Origin of the sequence: Massilia rhizosphaerae (genome assembly GCF_016093545.1) — a bacterium.
GTDB lineage: Bacteria > Pseudomonadota > Gammaproteobacteria > Burkholderiales > Burkholderiaceae_D > Telluria > Telluria rhizosphaerae.
On sequence record NZ_JADKYX010000001.1, the window covers coordinates 502172 to 522252 of the forward strand.

Below are 20081 nucleotides of genomic sequence, written 5' to 3' on the forward strand. Positions count from 1 at the left end.
GCGGCTTACTTGCGGTTGTTGGGGTTGCCGGACTCCGACGTGCCGCTGGTGCCGCTGGTGCCGGTGCTGCTCGCGGCGCTGCCGGTACCCGCGCTTGCCAGGATCTGGCGCAAGCCCGCCGGGTTCGGATCCGTGACCTTGCCGGACACGACGTCGCGTGCGGCAACCTCGCGATTGTAGTAGGCCGCGGTTTCCTTCTGGTCGAAGTTGACGTCGGTAATGCTGACCGAGGCGCCGCCGAACAAGCCTTTCGTATCCGACCATATCGTGATGTCGCCCCGGCCGGCGGAAGCCTGGCCCTTGGCAGACCAATTCACCAGCGTCAAGCCGGCACCGGCGTTCAGGGAGAACTTATTGTCCTGCTTGAAGGCGTCGAGCGCCTTCTGGTTGTTGAGGACCAGCGCGATCGGGCCGGCCTCCACGCCAGCCTGCAGTCCGGCGCTGATGCCGCCCATATTGTAGAAGGCCGGATCCGACCAGGTCGCGCCACGGCGCACCAGCAGGACGCCCGCGCCTCCACGCGCACCCACGCCGACGGCGGCGCGGCCATAGTCGGGCACCACGAACACGGCCTTCGAGCGTTTCATCAGGGCGGCGAGCTGGCGGTCCTGCTGCATTTTCTGCAATACCTGGGCTGTCTTCTCGAGGTGCTTCGACGCGTCCGTGCGCTCTTCGGTGCTCTGGGACTTGCCGGCGTGGGCAGTGCCCGTCGCCGTTTGCGCCATACTCGCGCCGCTGCCTGCGGCCAGGGCCAGGGTGATCGATGCAAGGATCAGTCGATGCGTTGTACGTGCAGTTTTCATGCCGTTCTCCTGTCCAAATTGTGGGCATCGCAGTATGTCGCAATTCTCGCGTGGCCGGCGCGAGCTTGCTTTTCGGCATGCGCGTCCTCTGTGGGCCCAGGTACGCGGCTGTGGGGGAATCCATTCCGCGATACGCCGGCATTACTGGCACATCCGCAATCTCCGTGACGGCAGGTTTGGTCAGGCGAGGTTGCGGAAGCGCTACCCCATGAACGACAGACGTTGGGGCGGTATTTCGGCAGCCTGTTAATGCTTTCGCCTGCAACGAGTGGATTTTTCCATATTGCGGTGATGCGTCACGCCAAATCGCCGCGATCGAATACTGAAAATCCTTCATTTCATTTTCCGCCATCTCGCCGGCGCGATTTAATTCCGGGCGCAATCATTATTGCCGAGCGCTTGAAACACGGCATTGATTATTGCGCGGTAATTCGTTTCGGGCGTGTGAATCGAAGCCGGCCGGCGTATTTATTCTCCCGCATTATTTGTGTGAGTTTTGGATAGTTATCGAATTCCGGAACTTCTCGCTTATGCGCGTTAGTCGCCCCGGCATGGTACGGACGCCGCGCGGCGGCGAAAATCGCGCGGCGTCAGTCCTGTCTCCAGCCGGAACGCTGTCGCGAAATTGCCGCTGTTGTTAAAGCCGATCAGCAAGGCAATCTCTTGAATATGGAGCTGGGTGGTGGCGAGCAGTTCGCACGCCCGTTCCAGTCTGGTACGGCGCACGAATTCGACGATGCTCATGCCGGTCTGGGCGCGGAACAGCGGCGACAGCTTCTCGCGGTAGCTGCCCACCTGGCGCGCGATCTCGGCCACCGGCGGCATCGCGGCCAGCGACTCGCGAATGACGCGCTTGGCGGCAGTCACGCGCACGTCTTCCCGCACGGCGGGCAATGGGGCGGCAGCGGGCACATCCGCTTGCTTGGGCGGATGTCGCTCGGCCAGGCTCAGGTGGACCTGCATGCGCGCCGACAGTTCTTCGGATGAGTACGGTTTGGTGACGTAGTCCACGGCGCCGACGGTCAAGCCGTCGATGCGCTGCTGGGCCTGTGCCGCGTCGTCCAGGAAGATCACCGGAATGGGTTGCGTTGCAGCATTCGCTTTCAGCAAGCGGCACACGGTCAGGCCGTCCATGTCCGGCATGCGCGCGCCTAGCAGGATCAGGTCCGGCGCCAGCAGGCGCGCCAATTCGTAGCCTTGTGCGCCGTTACGGGCGGAATCGAAGTGATAGCGCCGCCGTCCCAACGCTTCGACGAGCCGGCTTTGTTCAAAGTTGGAAGGATTAATGATCAGGATGTGTTTTCGGGGCCCGGTGGTTTCGTACATGGATATCGAAGCGTGACACAGACTGTTTTGGAAAAAGGCAGCGCAATCACCACAAAAATAAATCTCTGCTGCCAGAACTTTTTTCTCTTTTTTTAAACTTCTTTTTTCGACCGCCCACAGATAATACGCCCCGACCCCGCCGTATGTCCAAACAGGCCGATGTGCCACGGGTCGCCTAGCAAGATGCAAATTATTGCTGGCTCGATGTTGGCGCCTTGATTTGTCGCGAAATCCTATCTATATGGCACAGATTTTTTCTGTAACGCATGTGGAGGCGCGTCTGGCAAGGCACACCAAACCATGCTTTTTTTGAAGTTATGGAGTAATTGCATATGGCTCAAGCGCAGTACCAGACACCCAATGTGTACGTGGTCGAACAGGATGGTTTCTCCAGTTCGGTCGTGCAGGTGCCGACCGCAGTGCCGGTCTTCATCGGCTATACCGAAGTGGCACGCAACGGCAACCAGGACCTGACCAACGTGGCCATGCCGATTTCCTCGATGGCCGAGTTCATGAAGTATTTCGCGGGCCCGAACAACGGCGCGCCGCAGCCGCAGTACACCTATGTGCACGCATCGACGAGCAACCCGCCGCTCGCGACCGACCCCGCCAGCCCCTGTTTCTACCTGTTCTACAGCTTGATGATGTTCTTTAACAACGGCGGCAGCCGTTGCTACATCATGTCGATCGGCAGCTATGCCGACGCGGTGGCGAAAGGCATGTCGGCGGGTGCCTACACGACGGCATTGCAGAACCTGGTGCGCTACCTGGAACCCACGATGGTGGTCACGCCGGATGCGATGTTGCTGTCGCACGCGGACTGGGTCACGCTGTCGCAGCAAGTGCTCGAGCATTGCGAGGCCATGCAGAGCCGCGTGGCCATCTACGACGTGTGGCAGGGCTGGATGCCGGCGGACGGCACCGACGCCGATCCGATCACCGGCAAGAACGGCTTCTACGCCATCGGCGGGCTGGGCGAGGCATTCAACAAATACGGCGTCGCCTACTATCCGTGGGTGAATACCACGGTGGTGAGCCAGAATTCCATCGACTATACCTGGCTGAGCGCGGCGAGCCTGCAAGCCCTGCAGGACGTGATGACGAAAGAGGCGAACAGCCTGTTCGCGGGGGGGCAGCTGCAGCAATATCTGGCGCAGTGCGTGACCGCCATGGTCCTGCCGCCGGTGACCAGCGCGAACGACCCGAACGGCAAGATCGGCGTGAATACCATCCACCGCATGGCCATGACCGTGTCGCCGGAGTACCGGCAGGCCATGACGGACGTCGGCACCAGCGTGAACCTGCTGCCGACGGCCGGCGCCATGGCGGGCGTGTACACCCGCAACGACAATACCTTCGGCGTATCCCAGGCGCCGGCCAACACCACCATCGTGTCGGCCATCTCGCCCGCGGTCACGCTGTCGGACCAGGATCAGGCCAGCCTCAACATGCCGCTGAACGGCATGGCCATCAACGCCATCCGCACGTTCCCCAACTACGGGCTGCTGGTCTGGGGCGCACGCACGCTGGCGGGCAACAGCGACGACTGGCGCTACGTCAGCGTGCGCCGCAGCATGATCATGCTCGAGCAGTCGATCAAGGCCGCGCTGCAGGCGTATGTGTTCCAGCCCAACGACAACCTGACCTGGGTCGCCATCAACAGCACGGTCAGCAACTTCCTGAACGCGCAGTGGAAGGCCGGCGTACTGGTGGGCTCCAAGCCGTCGGAAGCCTATTCGGTCGCCGTGGGGCTGGGCAGCACCATGACCGGCGAAGACATCCTGCAGGGCTACCTGCGGGTGCAGATCGAAGTGGCGGTGGTGCGCCCGGCCGAATTCATCGTGCTGACGTTCCAGCAGCAGATGCAGACTTCCTGATCAGATCAATTGGCGCGTAAGGAGAGAATGACATGGCAGGTGGAGCACAAGACCCGTCCGTTTGGCCGTTACCCAAGTTTCAGTTTTCCGTCAACATGAACGGCCAGACCGTTTCGTTCCAGGAGGTGACCGGGCTCGACATCGAGGCCCAGATCATCGAATACCGTGCGGGCGATTCGCCGGAATGGTCGACGGTCAAGATGCCGGGCATCCGCAAGTTCGGCAACGTGACCCTGAAGAAGGGCATATTCGTGCACGACAACCGCTTCTGGGCCTGGTTCGACACGATCAAGATGAACACGGTGCCGCGCACCCCGCTCACGATCTCGCTCCTGGATCAGACGGGCAAGGCCACCATGGTCTGGACCCTGGCCAATGCCTGGCCCACCAAGATCACCGGCACCGACCTCAAGGCGGACGGCAACGAGGTGGCGGTGGAAACCATCGAAGTGGCCCATGAAGGCCTGACCATCGCCAACGCCTGAGGCGAGCGGTGAGCGTGTACTACCCGCCGGTCGGTTTCTATTTCACGGTCGACATCGTGGACGAGGGAACGGGCGGCGACTCCAGCTTCATGGAGGTGCAGGGGCTGCAAGCGGAACGCGACATCCTCGAAGTGAAGGAGGGCGGCGAGAACCGCTTCAGCCACCGGCTGCCGGATCGCGCCAAGTACGGCAACCTGATCCTCAAGCGCGGCGTGCTGCTGCCCACTTCCGGTTTCGGGGCCTGGTGCAAGAGCGTGCTGGAGTCGAACTTCGACACGCCGATCACCACGACCACGGTGCTGCTGTCGCTGCTCGACGCCAACGGCGCGCCCCTGCTGTCCTGGAACTTCATCGGCGCCTGGCCGGTGAAGTGGAGCGTCGCCGATCTCGGCGCCGACAAAAACGAGCTGGCCGTGGAATCGATGGAACTGGCGTACAACTACTTCATCAAGGCGCCCGGCAAGCCGCAGAAGGCGCCTGCCAACTGAGGAACGCGATGCCGATCGAAATCCGCGAACTGATCATCAAGGCCAACGTCGCTCCCGCGCCGGCCGACGCCCGCCTCGCGCCGGACGTGCTGGCGCAGCTGCGCCAGGACCTGGTGCGCGAATGCACGGAGCGGGTGCTGGAGCAACTGCAAGCGGCCGACCGCCGCTGACCGGAGCCCGTCATGTCGCTCAAGAAGCTCTCGATCATCGCCTATGCCGACCCCGGCTTCAGCCAGAAGGTCGGCGCCTATTCGCTGCAGATCAACCCGGAGTCCTACCGCCACACGCACAGCACGCAGTACACGGACAACGATTCCACCGACACGGCGGGCGTGACGACCAAGTTCTACGTGCAGGATCCGCAGAAGCTCAATTTCGACTTCTACCTCGACGCCACGGGCGTGGTGCAGCCCGCCATCGCCGGCGTGGCCGGCGAGATCGAGGACTTCAAGAGCGTGGCCTATTCGTACAACGGCACCATCCACGCGCCGAACTACCTGGAAATCGTGTGGGGCAACGGCGTCTCGTTCAACTGCCGCCTGACCAGCCTCGACATCGACTACACGCTGTTCCAGTCGGACGGCACGCCCGTGCGCGCCAAGCTCAGCGTGGGTTTCGAGGAATACCTGTCGCCGCAGGAGATCGCGCAGCGCGCCAACAAGAGTTCGCCCGACCTGACCCACGCGCGCGTCGTGATCGGCGGCGACACGCTGCCTAACCTGTGCCACGAGATCTACGGCGACAGCCGCCACTACCTCGGCGTCGCGGCCTACAACCAGCTGGACAATTTCCGCCAGCTGCAGGCCGGGACCACCCTGTATTTCCCGCCGCTCGCCCGCACATGACGCTGCCTACTCCGCTCGGCCCGAATACCGACCTGGTCAGCACGACGGTGCTGGCCAATGGCAAGCCCCTGCCGGACACGTGCCAGGTGCAGCAGATCCGTACCCACAAGCAAATCAACCGCATCGCCAGTGCGCGCCTCGTGCTGTACGACGGCGACCCGTCCAGCGAGGCGTTCGCCATCAGCTCGTCGTCGATGCTGGTGCCCGGCACCACGATCACGATCAAGGCCGGCTATCACAACGGCACCGAGTCCACCTTGTTCGACGGGGTCGTGATCCGCCACGCGATCCAGGTGCGCGGCGACCGCAAGTCTTACCTGACGCTGACCTGCTTCGACAAGGCGCTGGCCCTGACCATCGGCCGCAAGAGCGGGTATGTGGGGGCCACCGACAGCGCCGTGTTCAGCCAGATCATCGGCGGGGCCGGGCTGACGGCGCAAGTGGACGCCACCCAGGCCGCCAGCAGCCCCATGGTGCGCTACTACGCCACGGACTGGGACTTCCTCGTGGCGCGCGCCGAGATCAACGGCATGATCGTGCTGGTGGACGACGGCGTGGTGGCGGTGCAGAAGCCGAAGGTCGGCGGCAGCCCCGTGCTGCAGGTCGAATACGGCGTGGGCCTGAACGAGGTGAGCGCGGAGATCGACGCCAGCCTGCAACTGGCGTCGGTGGCCGCCACGTCGTGGGACTGCGGGCAGCAGGCGGTGCTGGCGGGGCAGTCGAGCGAGCCGGACGTGAATGAGCAGGGCAACCTGACCGGTGCGGAATTGGCGGCGGTGCTCGGGCTGCCCGCCTACCAGCTGCAGTCCAACGCGCCCGCCACCAGCGACGAGCTGGCCGGCTGGGCCAGTGCCCAGTTGCTCAAGTCGCGCCTGGCGCGCGTGCGCGGCAAGGTGACGTTCCGGGGTAACGCGCTTCCCAAGCCGGGGGGCCTGATCCGGCTGGCCGGCGTGGGCGACCGCTTCAACGGCGACGCCTTCGTTTCCAGCGTGGTGCACCACATCGAGAACGGCAACTGGAGCACAGAAGCCGGCTTCGGCCTGTCGCCGCAGTGGTTCGTCAACGAAGTGTCGGACGTGGAAGCGGCGCCCGCCTCGGGCCTGCTGCCGGCGGCCGGCGGCCTCTTGATCGGCACCGTCAAGCAGATCGACAGCGACCCGGCCGGCCAGGACCGGGTGCTGGTGGAGGTGCCGGTGATCGCCAGCAGCGGCGACGGCATCTGGGCCCGCATGGCCAGCCCTTACGCCACGTCGAACGCAGGCATCATGTTCGTGCCCGAAGTGGGCGACGAGGTGGTGCTGGGCTTCCTGAACAACGATCCGCGCGCCCCCGTCGTGCTGGGCAGCCTGTACAGCAGCCAGCACGCGCCCGCGTATGCGCCGGATGCGCCGAATACCAACAAGGTCATCGTGACCAAGAACCAGCTCAAGATCACGATGGACGACGTGAAGAAGGTGGTCGTCGTCAGCACGCCGGGCGGCCACGTTCTCACCATGAGCGACGACGCGAAGAGCGTGACGCTGGTGGACTCCAACGGGAACAAGCTGAACATGGAAAGCGGCGGCATCACCCTGGACAGCTGCGCCGACATCACGCTCACCGCCACCGGCAATATCGCGCTCAACGCCAACGGCGGCGCCGTCAACGTGAAGGGCAGCGCGGAGATTACCGCCAGCGCGCCTTCCATCAGCGCCAGCGCCTCGGCCTCGCTCGCGCTGCAGGGAGACCTGAGCGCGAAGCTCAGCTCCAGCGGCGAGACGACGATCCAGGGCACCATGGTCATGATCAACTGAGGACTTCCGATGCCGTTTGCCGCCCGACTGACCGACATGCATACCTGCCCCATGACGACCGGCCCTGTCCCGCACGTGGGCGGGCCGGTCATCGGTCCGGGCGTTCCCACGGTAATGATCGGCAAGCTGCCCGCCGCCGTCGTCGGCGACACCCTGGTCTGTGTGGGGCCGCCGGACGCCATCGTGTCCGGCTCGTCGAGCGTGATGATCGGCGGGCGCCCGGCGGCGCGCATGGGCGATTCGACGGCGCACGGCGGCACGGTCGTGCTGGGCTGCTTCACCGTGATGATCGGGGGATGAGGCGATGGCGCGGCATGACGACAATTTTCTCGGCCGCGGCTGGTCCTTTCCGCCCAGCTTCGAGCTGCAGACCGGCACCGCCCAGCTGGTCGCGGGTGACGTCGACATCCAGCAGAGCCTGCACGTGCTGTTCACCACCACGCCGGGCGAGCGCGTCATGCTGCCGCTGTTCGGCTGCGACCTGCGCCAGTATCAGTTCGAGTCGGCCGGGCCGGCGCTGTTCGCGCGCATCCGCAAGCAGATGATGAACGCCGTGCTGTTCTACGAACCGCGCATCACGATCCTGGACATCGCTATCGCGCCCGTGGCGCCGGTGGACGGGCAGTTGAACATCTCGCTCACGTACCTGATCCGCCAGACCAATACGCGCAGCAATATGGTGTTCCCGTTCTACCTGCAAGGCGAGGGCACGAATGTGCGCCGCCTCCCTTAAGGCTGCGCGCACGGCTGGCCTGAGCCGGGCGGCGCGCTTCCGTCCCGCGCTCGACCCGGCCAGCGCGCCGGTGGAAGAGCGCACGCTGGCGCAATGGCTGGCGCGCGCGCCCGCCTATGCCAAGCTGCTGAACTACTTCGACGCCAGCGGCACGCCGGTCGCGGATTGGAGCAGCTTCTGGTCGAGCGACGCCGTCTACCTGCTGGCGCAGATGGCGCTGCGCACGCCCAGCCACCGCGCGGGCGGCGACTCGGCGCAGGTCACGGCCCTGCATGCGACGGCGCGCCGCTTCAACGGCTGGCTGCACCAGATCCGGCTGCAATTGCAATATCCGACGACGGACGTCAACCCGATCCTGCCGGTCCTGGTGTCGCTGATCGTGCACCGGCTGGCGCCCGCGGTGGCCGGCCTGCGCGGCCAGAGCGCGTGGGACGCACAGTGGCGCGCGCTGGAAGCGGCGCTGCCCGCGCCGCAAGAGCCCTGGGCGCCGGAATGGCAGCCGGCCGACCTCACGGCCGGCAACGGCCCGGCGGCGGCGATACCGCTGACGCTCATCGGCATCGCGGCGCAGTTCGACGGCGCCTGCGCCAAGCTCTCGCAACAGGCGGAGCTGGCGCTCGCGCAATCGCTGCAGCGCTCGAACCATCCGGCGCACAGCGCGCTGTTCGTCTCCTTCGTCCAACTGTTCGTCCGGATGCAGGACGACGTCAACTGCTTCACCGCGCGCCACCTCGATTACTATTACAACGACGTGCTGCGGCTGAAGCCTTCGTCCGGTACGCCCGACGCCGGCACGCTGGTGTTCGCGCTGGCCGCGAATTGTCCGTCCTACCTGTTGCCCGAGGGTTCCACCGTGTCGGCGGGACAGGACAGCAGCGGCCAGGCCATCCTGTACGCGACGCAGCAGGCGGTGTCGCTGAACCAGGCCGCGATCGGCGCGCTGCGCACCGTGCTGCGCCAGCGCGGCGCCGACGGCAGGGTGAGCGCCGTCTACGCCGCGCCCGTCGCCGACTCGCAGGACGGCCTGGGAGCCCCGCTGCTCGCGCCGGAGCATGGCTGGCCGACCTTTGGCGCGGTGCCGTCCGGTGGGCCGGAAAGCGCGCTCGCCGCCACGCCGGGCTTGCTGCTCGCGTCGCCGGCGCTGGCGCTCCGGCAGGGCGAGCGGCAGGTGGTGCTGCACATGCAATTCGGCGGCGACACGGCCGCGCTCCAGGACGCCTTTGCCGCCGCCGCGCCGGTGCCTCCGCCGGCGACGTCGGCGCCGCACCGCGTGGCGCTCCCGGCCGATGCCTTCCTGCTCTACGTGAGCGGAGCGGCCGGCTGGACCCGCGTCCCACGCTTTCGCCTGGTGCGCCTGGCGCCGGGGACGGATTGGCTGCTGCGCTTCGTCCTTCCGGCCAGTTTTCCCGCCGTCGCGCCCAATGGCAAGCTGGAACCCGGCGTGACCAACGGCTGGCCGATGCTCAAGCTGGTGCTCAATCCGAACGCCGTCCATTACGCCTACAGCTTCGTGGACCAGCTGCGCCTGAGCGCCCTGCAGGTGCGCGCCAAGGTCTGGGGCCTGGCACCCGCGCAGATGAACAACAGTACGGGCCCGATCGCGGTCGGCAAGCCGTTCACGCCGTTCACCAGTGCGCCGCTGCCCGGCATGAGCTGGAGCCTGTCGCATCCCGAACTGACCCTGCCCACGCTGAGCTGGGTGCGGGTGGACATGGAGTGGCTGAACCTGCCGCTGGTGAGCACCGCGCCGCCGCTGCCCGGCGCGCCCAACGGCTTCGCGCAGTACTACAGCGGCTACAAGCCGTTCAACTTCAGCAACGCCATGTTCGGCGCGGACCTGGCGTTCTACCGCGGCGGCCGCTGGGAACAACTGGCGCCCGCAAGCGGCGCCACCGAATTCGCGCTGTTCGCCGACCAGGACGGCAGCGTCCTTGCCGTCTCCTCGTGGTTCTTCCGCGGCGCGGCGGCCACGTCCGCCGGCGGTCCCTCATCCATCGCCCCGGCCGACGGCACGCTGCGCGCCGGCCTCCTGGCGCCTCCCTACGGTTTCGGCCAGGCGCAGTTTCCCGCTCTGTTCGCGGCGGCGGCCGTCCAGAACGTCATCGCCATCGAGAAGGCGATGCGCAAGGACAGCCTGTGGAAGCAATTCACGGACGGGTTGCGCAAGCTGTTCGGCAAGGGGGCGTCGGCGCTGAAGAAGGCGGCCGGCGGCATCGGGGACGCGTTGCGATGGGTGGTGGACAAGATCAAGAGCGTGTTCCACAAGGACGCCGCGGCGCCCGACACGACGCCGGCATCCGCGGCCGCAACCACACCCGCGCCGGCCGTCGCTCCCATACCGGGCGTCATCGTGCTCAATCCGCCGTTCGTGCCGACCTTGAAAACGGTGCAGCTGTCGTACAAGTCGGTCACCGCCGTGCCGCTCGACGGCGACCAGTTCTACCACGTGCACGCGTTCGGACTCGCGCCGCCCGCCCAGCCTTCGCTGTTCCCGCTGGAGCCGGGCGACGGCAACCTGTACGTCGGCCTGGCCGATGCCGGCGCGGGCCAGCCGGTGAGCCTGCACGTCGAGCTGCGCGCGCAACCCGCAAGCGCCGTGCGCCTGCTGGACGGGCAGGTCGTCGGGGCCGGCCCGGTGAGCTGGCGTTACCTGGCCGGTGACCGCTGGCAGGCGTTCCCGCCCGGCACCGTGGCGTCGGCCACGTCGGACCTGGGCGTTTCGGGCATTGTCACGCTGAACCTGCCTGCGGATTTCGGCGGCCCCTCGACCATCATGGGGCCGGCGGGGACGAAGCCGCTGGGCTGGATCGCCGCCAGCGTGGGCACCGATCCGGACGGCACGCCCGCCACCATCGCCATCCTGTCACAGGCGGCCACCGTGCGGCGCCTGGCGCCGCCGTCCAGCCGGGCCGGGGCTTCGCTCCCGGCGGGCAGCATCACCACCATGATGCCGCACATCGCGGCCATCAAGCAGGTGATCCAGCCCTACGCGACCGGCGGCGGCGAGGCGGCCGAGGACCCGCGCGCCTTCCACGTGCGGGTCAGCGAACGCCTGCGCCACAAGCAGCGCGCCAGCCAGGCGCGCGACTACGAGCAGCTGGTGCTCGACCGCTTCCCCATGGTGGCGCAGGTCAAGTGCGTGGGACCGAACAACAGCCGCGACTATCCGTTCAGCGCGCCTCTGAAGGGCGGCCAACTGGTGCTGGTCCTCGCGCCGGCGCCGGGGCAGGACGGGCAGCTTGGGGTGCCGTTCCCGCGCCCGCTGCTGCTGGGGGCCGCGCAGGCCGTGAGCGCGCTCGCTTCCGGTGCCGTGGCGGACGTCACCGTGCGCAACGTGCTGTACGAAACGCTGCAGGTCGACGCCGCGGTGAGCTTCCAACCGGGCATGGACGTCAACCAGTGCAGCACGAAGCTGAACCAGCTGCTGCGCGGCTACCTGTCGCCCGCCGGCGACCAGCTCGAACTGGGCAGCGGCGCCATCGCCGTGGGTCTGGTGGCGGCCTTGATCCGCCAGCAGCCCTATGTGGCGAGACTGGAGAGCCTGTGTGTCTGGCAGCGCGCCCAGGACGGCTCCCGGCCGCCGCTGCAACTGGGCATCGCCGACACGGCGGCGCCGGGCACGCCGTGGTCGGCCCTGGTGTCCGCACCGCGCCATGCGATCGCCGCGCTCCCCGCGCCGCAGGCCGCGCCGGCGGAGGAGGCCGCATGACGCTGCTGAACGATCTAGGCCACGTGCGCACCGCGCCGCCGCAACCGAGCCTGGACTACAACGCCCTGCTGAGCGCCGGGATCAGCCAGTGCCAGGCGCTGGGCAGCGATCACTGGACCGACTACAACGAGCACGATCCGGGCGTCACGACGCTGGAACAGCTGTGCTATGCGCTTACCGACCTGGCTTATCGCGCCGGCTTTTCCATGCCGGACCTGCTGGCCGAGGATGCCGGCGGCGGCAAGCCGGGGTACACCAGCCTGTACACGGGCGACCGGGCGCTCAGTTCCGCGCCGCTCACCCGCTACGACTACCGCAAGATGGCGCACAGCATGGCGCGCAGTGCGGGCCTGGCCAACTTCAAGAACCTCTGGCTGGAACCGGTCACGGTGCAGGGCGTGGGCGGCATGTACGACATGCAGGTCGAAGTGTACGACGACGGCGACGACCTGTCCGCGCTGCTGGACGCCTGCCGCGAAGTCTTCTTCGCCCACCGTAACCTGTGCGAGGACCTGCGCCACGCCGCGGTGCTCGAACCGTGCGGCATCACGGTGGACGCGCGCATCGAGCTGGACGCGGGCGTGCCGCCGGAACAGGCCATGGCCGACATCCTGTACGCGTTGCAGGACATGCTGGTGCCGTTCGTCCCCATCGAGAGCGTGGGGCGGCGCCTCGCCGGCGGCCAGTCCCCCGACGAGGTGTTCCTGGGACCGCTGCTCGAATGCGGCCATATCGCCGACGAGTACCTGCGGCCGCGGCGCCTGCGCGTGGACGGCAGCGACGCGACGGCCGCCATCCTCGCGGTGCCCGGCGTGCGCTCGCTGGACGGGCTGCGGCTCGGGACGGACAAGGGCACGCCGGACGCCACCGGCATCTCGATCGGCGCGCAGCAAGTGCCGCGCCTGGCGCCGTCCATCTTCGCGGCGCGGGTGGACTGGGGCGGCCTGGTGCTCACGCGCAGGGGCCAGCCGCTGCCGGTCGACGGCGACGCCGTCCATCGCCTGCTGCAGCAAATGCTGGGCGCACTGCACGCGTCGGCCAGTGCCGCGGCCAACGTGGCCATCGCCTACAGCCGCCTGCCGGCCGGACGGCCGCGCAACGTGGCGCGCTATGTCTCGGTGCAGCGTCACTTCCCCCACACCTATGGCATCGGGCCGGGCGGCGTCGCCGCGGGCCTGGCGCAGGACGAAGACCAGTTGCAGCACCAGGCCGTGCGCCGGGCGCAGGCGCGCCAGTTCAAGGGATGGCTGCTGCACTTCGAGCAGATGCTGGCCGACTGCGGCGCGCAGCTGGCCAACGCCGGGCGCCTGCTGTCGCTCGATCCCGACCTGGCGCAAACGTATTTTTGCCAGTCGCTGCCGGACCTGCCGGAAGGCCCGCCGGACATGATCGAGCTGCTGCGCAGTCCTCCGGCTCCCGCGCCGACCTCGATCGCCGGCGACCGCCACACCGCGCACGTCGATATTCCCGGAGGCCTGGGCTTGCGCAGCCGCGCGTACGACGACGCGGGCAGCGCCGCCGCCGCGGCCGCCGCCATGCTGGAGCGGGGCGGCGACGAGGACGCGTACGTGCTGCGTCCTTTGCCCGCCGATCCGCGGGACGGGCAGCTCTGGATCCTGAAGGCGCGCGACGGGCGCGCGCTGGCCGTCGGCAGTCGCCTGTACGCGGGCAGCGACCAGGCCGATCCGGACAAGCAGGCGATGATCGCCCACCTGCGCCTCCTGGCCGCGGACGCCGGCGCCCGCGCGCGCGACCTGCGCATCGTCTCCCACGCCAGCTGCAGCGCGCAATTGGTGGCCGACGAGGGCGAGGTGTTGCTCGCGGCGGACGGCATGACGGCCGCCGAACAGTCGGACTGGACGGCGCGCCTGCTGCGCGAAGGCTGCAATCCGGCCAACTACCGCGCCGCGCCGCAGGCGGACGGGGGCCTGCAGGTGCAGCTGATGCGGCAGGGCGCGGTTCTGGCCCAAGGCGCGCGGCGCTATCCGGACGAAAGCGCGGCCGCCGCCGCCATCGCGGCGATGGTGGCCCTGGTCCAGACGCTGTGCTGCAACGAGGCCGCGCAGCGCGTCCACCTGCGCTTCCAGCCGCCGCTCGCGCCGCCTGCGCCGCCACGGCCGGGCAAGGCCGCGTACGAAGCGGGCATCCGCGCGCTCGCGGCGGCGGACGATCCCTGGCGCGCGCGCCGCAATCGCTTCCTGGACCACCTGCTGGCGCGCTTTGACGAGACCTTCCGCGACGACGCCCTGCGCCAGGCCGACCCGCGCAGCGTGAGCGACCCGGAGGCCTTCGACCAGGACCTCATCGACAACAAGCTGCAATTCCTCGCCCATTTCATCGACCGCTGCCCGGAGCACGAAACGCACGACCAACGGATGGCCTACGGCCTGAGCGGCGGACGCATGCGCGGCATCGGCCGGGCGCCCGCGCGCACCGGCTCGATGCACGGCAGCGGCCTGGCCGCGCGGCTGGAGCTGCTGTTGGCGACGCCGCGCGACCCCGCGACCGGCCAGCCGTCGGACCGGCTGTACGTGGTGGAACACCTGCTGCTGCTCCCCGCGCCGCCGCCGGACAAGATCGACGCCGGGTTCTACGCCCACCGGCTGAGCGTGGTGCTCCCCGCGTCCAGGCCGCGCTTCCACTCGCCCGCCATGCGCGCGCTGGCGGAACAGCTGGTCGCCGAGAACTGCCCGGCCCACCTGCAGGCGGACTGCCTGTGGCTGGAGGCGCCCGCGCTGGACGAGTTCGAGCGCCTGTACACCGATTGGCTCGCGGCGCGCGGTACGGAGGGCTCGGGGCAGGCGAGCGCGATGCTCGCCGAGTTCATCGGCCGCAACGATCCTGCGGGAGCATCGGCATGAGCGATACGTCGGTCCACATCGGCCAGGTGCGCTTCGAGCTGGACGTGGCATCGTTGCCGCGCGCCCGCGCCGTGAGCGAACGGGTGAGCGGCTTCGGCCGCAATCGCCTGTCCCCGCTGCTGGCCGACGTGATGGCCGACGCGGCGCCGCCGGGCCAGGTGCTGCGCCTGGACAGCGTCGTGCTCGACCTGGGTACGCTGCCCGAGGCGGGCCTGGAACGCCGGCTGGGCGAAGCGCTGGAACGGGCGCTGCGCGCCTACCTGCTCGAGCACGGCGCCGTGCCGGGCCCCGGCCGCGCGCGGCTTGCCAGGCCGGCGCCGGAAGGCGACGCGCACTGGCAGCAGTATCTGCAGTTGCTGGCCGGCGCGGGCGCGCGCCAGGCCGGGCGCGTGCTGGAAGACGCGCTGCGGCGCTGGCCGCTGGAGGCATTGGCCAGGCTGCGCGCCGAGGGCCGCAAGCAGCCGGTGCGGCGCCATCTGGCGCTGGCCCTGCCGCCGCAAGCGATGGAGAAGCTCGTCCGCGCGCTCGAGCCGGGCGAAGCGCCGCTCATCGTCCGCTACGTGGGCGACGTGTGCGTGCTGCACCGCCAGCGCCCGCTCGCGCCCGAGAGCCGCCTGGGCTTTCGCGCCGTCATGTGGGAACTGGTGCTGAGCTACCTGCTGCTGGAACGCGGTTCCTACTTCAATACCCGGTCGATGATCGGCCACACCTTGCTGCAGATGGCGCGGCGCTACCGCGTGGCCTACGCGGAGCTGCTCGACCGGCTTACGGCTTGCCTCGCGGAGCAGCCGCTGCCGCTCGCCGACCGCGCCGGACTGCACGCCATCCTGCTCGACCTGCGCGAGGTGGCGCCGGCCCAGCCGCCGGGCGGCGCGCCGGAGACGGGCGTACCCGTCGCGCGCAGCCGGCTGGAGTCCATCGCCGGCTTCCTGGAGCGCGGCGTGTGGAGCGGTTCGCCGGCCCAGGCCGGTGCGCGCGACGGGCTCGCAGCGCTGATGGCGGCCGCCTGCGACGAGGATCCCGACGCGCTGGTTGCGATGCTGCGCCGCGCGGCATCCCGTCCGGCCGCGCTGCGCCGTCTCGCCGGCCAGCTCCCGGCGCCGGCGCGGGCGCGCCTGGTGCACCTGCTGGAACCGGTGCACGGTGCGTGGATCGTGGGCACGGTGGACGCCATCGGCAAGGCGCAGTCGGAGCGCCAAGTGGTGCAGGACGATGGCCGGCGCTTCGGCCAGCGGCTGTGGGAATTCGTATTCAACGCCTTGCTGGTCGAGCGCGGCTCGGTGTTCAACACGCGCAGCTTCGTGCGCAGCCTGGTGGTGCAGCTGGCCGCGCACTACAACATGGCGTACCGCCGGCTGCTGCATGCGTTGGTCGGCATGGCGGCGGGACTGCGTGCCCCGGCCGCCGGCGCGCACAGCCTGCCCGCCATCCTGCACTGGCTGCACAAGGAGCAGGCACGGTCCGGCGCGGCGCCGTCGCCGGCGCCCGACGAGGACCAGCGGCACCAACTGCGGCGCGCGCTGCGCGGGGCCGTGCTGCGCCATCTGCTGGGCGCGGGCGGCACGCCGTCCGGCCTGCGCGCCCTGCTGGGCGAAGCGCTGCGCGACCGCGCCCGGCAGGGCGGCGCGGCGCTGCCGGCCTGGCTGGCGGCGGCCATCGGAGAACGGGCGGAACTGGAGCGCCTGCTGCTGCGGCGCGAGGACCTGGGCGCCATCCTCGGCGCACTCGCCGAAGAACTCGCGGCTGCGGACGCGGGCGCGACGCGTGCCGCGGCCCCCGCGGCGTCGGCCGCCGCCGCACCGGCGCGCGAACCGGCCGGCTTTGCCCGCGCCGCGCGCGAGTTCGTGCTGCGCAGCTTCCGCATCGAACGCGGCTCCAGTTTCAACAACCGCAGCTACGTCGACCAGCTGCTGCACCAGTTGTCGGCCCGGCACGGGCTGACGTACGAGGCGTTGTTGCGCGGCCTGATCGCGCGCGCGGGCATCGCGAGCACGCCGGCGCAGACCACGCTGCCGGGCATCCTGCTCGCGCTGAAGGCCGAGACCGGCGCGGGGGTGCCGCGTGCGGTCCGGCCGCCGTACGCGGAGGCCGGCGATGCGGACCCGGTATGGCGCTTCCTGCGCACCGGACACCTGGCGGGCGGGCGCGGCGACGCGCTGGCGCGCGATGGCCTGGGTGCGCTGGACGTCCAGGCGCTGGCGGCGGCCCTGCGCGGCGCCGCCAATCCCGTCGCGATGCTGGAACGCCTGATCCGGCACCTGCCGCCGCGGCAATTGCATGCGCTGGTCGAGGCGCTGGCCTCGGGCGCCGCCGGCCTGGCCGAGACCTGGCGGCTGGCGGTCCTGGCCGCCGCGAGCGCGGCGCGGCGCCCGGCGCCGTTGGAAGCGATGGCCTGGCGCGCGGTCTTCCGCGTGCTGCTGCGGCGTGAACGCGGCGAATTCTCGGCCAGCGCCTTCCTCGCCGCCGCCACCGCGCTGCTCGCCCCAAAGCTCGGGCTGTCGAGCGCCACGCTGACGTCGCGCCTGATGGCGGTGGCCGCCGCGCGCATGGGCAACGCGCCGCGCTATCGCGTCCTGCTGGATCTCCTCGCGCAGGCGGGCGGTCGGATGGCCGCGCCGCCGGCTGGACGGGACGGCGCCGCGCAAGCGCCGGGCGCGGCCGGCGCACTCGAAGCATGGCTGCGTTACGGCGGCCCCATGCCGGATGGCGCCGATCCACGGACGCTGCTGGAGAGCCTGATGGCGGCGCACCCGCTGGCCGCGCGCGGCCTGGTCCTGGCCGCCGCGCGCCGGCGGCTGGAACGGCACCGCCTCGTCGCGCTGTTGTCGGACGACCTGAGGCGCCGCGTGCTGCGCCTCGTGCTCGGCGCGGCCGCGCAGGAATTCGAATGGTGGAGCGACGCGCTCGCCGCCGCGGGCGGCCACGGCCCGGCCGCCGCCCACGCCGCGCTGCACGCGCTGCTGGCGGACGTGTCGCGCAAGGGCGCGCACGGGGCACCGGGCGTCGCGGCTTGGCTCGACGCCGGACTCGCAGCGGCCGACGGGCCTGCGCGGCAGGCGCTGGCCAAGGCGCTGCGCGCCCCGATGGACCGGTTGCCGGCCTCGGTGGCGGGTCGCCGCGCCCGGCAGCTGGACGATGCCGTGGCGCGCCTGCGCGGCGAGGAGCGCACGCCGGCCGTCCGCCGTCCGCAACTGGCCGAGGTCGAGGAAACCGTGCCGGAAGGCGAACCGTTCGCCGTCGACAACGCGGGCATCGTCCTGCTGTGGCCCTTCCTCGACCGCTATTTCAACATGCTGGGCATGGTCGAGGATGGCGCCTTTCGCAGCGCGCAGCACCGCCATCGCGCCGTGGAGCTGCTGCGCCACCTGAGCCACGGCGAGCTGCAGGCGCCGGAACACGCGCAACTGCTGAACAAGGTGCTGTGCGGTATCGCCCCGGCCGAGCCGCTCGACGCCGGCGGCCCGCTGACGGATCAGGAACGCGAGCTGTCCGTCAGCGTGCTGCGCGCCGTCACGCAGAACTGGGACAAGCTCGCGAACACGGATGCGGAAGGACTGCAGTCGACCTTCCTGCGCCGCGAGGGCAGCCTGGTGCGCAACGAGGACAACTGGACCCTGGCGGTGCCGCGCCAGGCTTTCGACGTGCTGATGGGCAGCCTGCCCTGGGCGCTGGGGACGATCCGCCTGTCCTGGATGCGCGGAATACTGACGGTGAACTGGGCATGAACGCACCCTTTAGCCACAACCACAACCACAACCACGCCGACGCGCACGTGCTGGAAGACGAACTGGCCTGGGCGGCCGGCGTGATCGAAGCGAGCATCAAGCTGTATTTCGGCCACGAGTGCGGCATTGCCGACGTGCGCGAGCTGCACGCGCCCGCGTTGGAGCACAGCGAAGCGGCGTACGCACGCCTGCTGCGCGAACACGGCCTGCTGGGCTTCGACGCGCGCGTGGTCCTGATCCTGGCGCTGGCGCCGCACCTGCGCCCGCAACTGCTGGACCACTTCCTGATGCGTAACGTCCACTACGAGCGGGGCTTCACCGAATTCGGCGGCCTGCCCGTCACGCACGGCGGCTTCCAGCCGACGGTGGAAACGGCGGCCTTCGTCCTGTGCGGCGAAAACGTGGCGCGCCGGCTGGAGCTGCTGGAGCTGTTCCAGCCCGGCCAGCCGCTGCGCCGCGCCGGCCTGCTGGAGCTGGACGATGCCAAGGGCCCGCAGGGACTGTTCGCCAGCCCGCTCGCGATCCATCCCCAGCAGCTGGGCCGGCTCACTACGGGCGCCGATTTCCAGCCCGAGTATTCGCCGGCTTTCCCGGCGCGGCGGCTGGAAACGGCGCTCGACTGGGACGAGCTGGTGCTGAACGACAGCGTGATGGACGAGGTGGAAGAGATCCGCGCCTGGATCGAACACCGCGATACGCTGTTTCACGACTGGCAGCTCGCGCGCCACGTCAAGCCCGGCTACCGCAGCCTGTTCTACGGCCCGCCCGGCACCGGCAAGACGCTCACCGCCTGCCTGCTCGGCAAGGTGTGCGGACGCGACGTCTACCGCATCGACCTGTCGATGGTGGTTTCCAAGTACATCGGCGAAACGGAAAAGAACTTGGGCCGCGTGTTCGACTACGCGCAGGGCCGCAGCTGGATCCTGTTCTTCGACGAGGCCGACGCCTTGTTCGGCAAGCGCACCCAGACCAGCAGCTCCAACGACCGTTACGCCAACCAGGAAGTGGCCTACCTGCTGCAGCGGGTGGAAGACTTCGACGGCGTGGTGATCCTGGCGACCAACCTCAAGAGCAATATCGACGAAGCGTTCGCCCGGCGCTTCCAGTCGATGGTGTATTTCCCCATGCCCGACGCGGACGAACGCGAGGCGCTGTGGCGCCAGGCATTCGTGCAGGCGGGGAGGCTGGCGCCGGACGTGGACCTGGTCCGCCTCGCGCGCGAGCACGAGATCAGCGGCGCCGCCGTAAGCAACGTGGCGCGCCACGCGGCGCTGATGGCGCTGCGGCGCGGCAGCGACCAGGTCAGCCTGGCGGACCTGCGGCAGGGGATTCAGCGCGAAATGCGCAAGGAGGGCAAGATCATGTGACCGGTTTCGCAGTGCAGCTTCGGTTCCGCAGTACCCATCAACAAGGCGTAACAAAGAAGGAGAATCTAC

At 69.1% G+C, this 20081-nt stretch carries 14 protein-coding genes; 12 read left to right on the forward strand and 2 right to left on the reverse strand.

Annotated features, from left to right (window positions below):
* Positions 1-5: 5 nt before the first annotated feature.
* Positions 6-803, reverse strand: coding sequence for a lipid-binding SYLF domain-containing protein (locus tag ISF28_RS02155; RefSeq protein WP_198115473.1), 798 nt, complete (start codon positions 801-803; stop codon positions 6-8).
* A 537-nt stretch (positions 804-1340) separates the two neighbouring features.
* Positions 1341-2297, reverse strand: coding sequence for a helix-turn-helix domain-containing protein (locus ISF28_RS02160; RefSeq protein ID WP_370663375.1), 957 nt, complete (start codon positions 2295-2297; stop codon positions 1341-1343).
* A 164-nt stretch (positions 2298-2461) separates the two neighbouring features.
* Between ISF28_RS02160 and ISF28_RS02165 the strand changes: the two genes are divergently transcribed.
* Genes ISF28_RS02165 through ISF28_RS02220 form a run of 12 tightly spaced genes read left to right on the forward strand, consistent with a single transcriptional unit; the run spans position 2462 to position 20012 of the window.
* Complete coding sequence (locus ISF28_RS02165; protein WP_198115474.1) at positions 2462-4006, forward strand: phage tail sheath family protein; 1545 nt, start codon at positions 2462-2464, stop codon at positions 4004-4006.
* A gap of 32 nt (positions 4007-4038) precedes the next feature.
* Positions 4039-4491 carry a phage tail protein gene (locus ISF28_RS02170; protein WP_198115475.1) on the forward strand — a complete coding sequence of 151 codons (453 nt, stop codon included), beginning with the start codon at positions 4039-4041 and terminating at the stop codon, positions 4489-4491.
* A gap of 8 nt (positions 4492-4499) precedes the next feature.
* Positions 4500-4979 carry a phage tail protein gene (locus ISF28_RS02175; RefSeq protein WP_198115476.1) on the forward strand — a complete coding sequence of 160 codons (480 nt, stop codon included), beginning with the start codon at positions 4500-4502 and terminating at the stop codon, positions 4977-4979.
* Between the two features lie 8 nt (positions 4980-4987).
* Complete coding sequence (locus ISF28_RS02180; RefSeq protein WP_198115477.1) at positions 4988-5149, forward strand: DUF5908 family protein; 162 nt, start codon at positions 4988-4990, stop codon at positions 5147-5149.
* A gap of 12 nt (positions 5150-5161) precedes the next feature.
* Positions 5162-5824, forward strand: coding sequence for a CIS tube protein (locus ISF28_RS02185; RefSeq protein WP_198115478.1), 663 nt, complete (start codon positions 5162-5164; stop codon positions 5822-5824).
* Complete coding sequence (vgrG, locus tag ISF28_RS02190) at positions 5821-7617, forward strand: type VI secretion system tip protein VgrG (RefSeq protein WP_198115479.1); 1797 nt, start codon at positions 5821-5823, stop codon at positions 7615-7617. Before ISF28_RS02185 ends, vgrG begins: the two co-directional genes overlap by 4 nt.
* Before the next feature lie 51 nt (positions 7618-7668).
* On the forward strand, positions 7669-7917 hold the full coding sequence (locus ISF28_RS02195) for a PAAR domain-containing protein (RefSeq protein ID WP_229518812.1): 249 nt from the start codon (positions 7669-7671) through the stop codon (positions 7915-7917).
* A 4-nt stretch (positions 7918-7921) separates the two neighbouring features.
* Positions 7922-8350, forward strand: coding sequence for a GPW/gp25 family protein (locus tag ISF28_RS02200; RefSeq protein WP_198115481.1), 429 nt, complete (start codon positions 7922-7924; stop codon positions 8348-8350).
* Positions 8331-12059, forward strand: coding sequence for a baseplate J/gp47 family protein (locus ISF28_RS02205; protein WP_198115482.1), 3729 nt, complete (start codon positions 8331-8333; stop codon positions 12057-12059). The genes ISF28_RS02200 and ISF28_RS02205 overlap by 20 nt, the downstream gene beginning before the upstream one ends.
* Positions 12056-14920: a hypothetical protein gene (locus ISF28_RS02210; RefSeq protein ID WP_198115483.1), complete on the forward strand. Its 2865-nt coding sequence runs from the start codon at positions 12056-12058 to the stop codon at positions 14918-14920. Before ISF28_RS02205 ends, ISF28_RS02210 begins: the two co-directional genes overlap by 4 nt.
* Positions 14917-18645, forward strand: a complete 3729-nt coding sequence (locus tag ISF28_RS02215) for a contractile injection system tape measure protein (protein WP_198115484.1) — start codon at positions 14917-14919, stop codon at positions 18643-18645. Before ISF28_RS02210 ends, ISF28_RS02215 begins: the two co-directional genes overlap by 4 nt.
* Positions 18642-20012 carry an ATP-binding protein gene (locus ISF28_RS02220; protein ID WP_198115485.1) on the forward strand — a complete coding sequence of 457 codons (1371 nt, stop codon included), beginning with the start codon at positions 18642-18644 and terminating at the stop codon, positions 20010-20012. Before ISF28_RS02215 ends, ISF28_RS02220 begins: the two co-directional genes overlap by 4 nt.
* The last annotated feature ends 69 nt before the right edge of the window (positions 20013-20081 follow it).

Excerpts from the sequence above, each read along its gene's own strand:
- ISF28_RS02155 (WP_198115473.1), bottom strand. The coding sequence starts at position 803 with ATGAAAACTGCACGTACAACGCATCGACTGATCCTTGCATCGATCACC.
- ISF28_RS02165 (WP_198115474.1), top strand. The coding sequence starts at position 2,462 with ATGGCTCAAGCGCAGTACCAGACACCCAATGTGTACGTGGTCGAACAG.
- ISF28_RS02170 (WP_198115475.1), top strand. The coding sequence starts at position 4,039 with ATGGCAGGTGGAGCACAAGACCCGTCCGTTTGGCCGTTACCCAAGTTT.
- ISF28_RS02180 (WP_198115477.1), top strand. The coding sequence starts at position 4,988 with ATGCCGATCGAAATCCGCGAACTGATCATCAAGGCCAACGTCGCTCCC.
- ISF28_RS02185 (WP_198115478.1), top strand. The coding sequence starts at position 5,162 with ATGTCGCTCAAGAAGCTCTCGATCATCGCCTATGCCGACCCCGGCTTC.
- vgrG (WP_198115479.1), top strand. The coding sequence starts at position 5,821 with ATGACGCTGCCTACTCCGCTCGGCCCGAATACCGACCTGGTCAGCACG.
- ISF28_RS02195 (WP_229518812.1), top strand. The coding sequence starts at position 7,669 with ATGACGACCGGCCCTGTCCCGCACGTGGGCGGGCCGGTCATCGGTCCG.
- ISF28_RS02200 (WP_198115481.1), top strand. The coding sequence starts at position 7,922 with ATGGCGCGGCATGACGACAATTTTCTCGGCCGCGGCTGGTCCTTTCCG.
- ISF28_RS02205 (WP_198115482.1), top strand. The coding sequence starts at position 8,331 with ATGTGCGCCGCCTCCCTTAAGGCTGCGCGCACGGCTGGCCTGAGCCGG.
- ISF28_RS02210 (WP_198115483.1), top strand. The coding sequence starts at position 12,056 with ATGACGCTGCTGAACGATCTAGGCCACGTGCGCACCGCGCCGCCGCAA.
- ISF28_RS02215 (WP_198115484.1), top strand. The coding sequence starts at position 14,917 with ATGAGCGATACGTCGGTCCACATCGGCCAGGTGCGCTTCGAGCTGGAC.
- ISF28_RS02220 (WP_198115485.1), top strand. The coding sequence starts at position 18,642 with ATGAACGCACCCTTTAGCCACAACCACAACCACAACCACGCCGACGCG.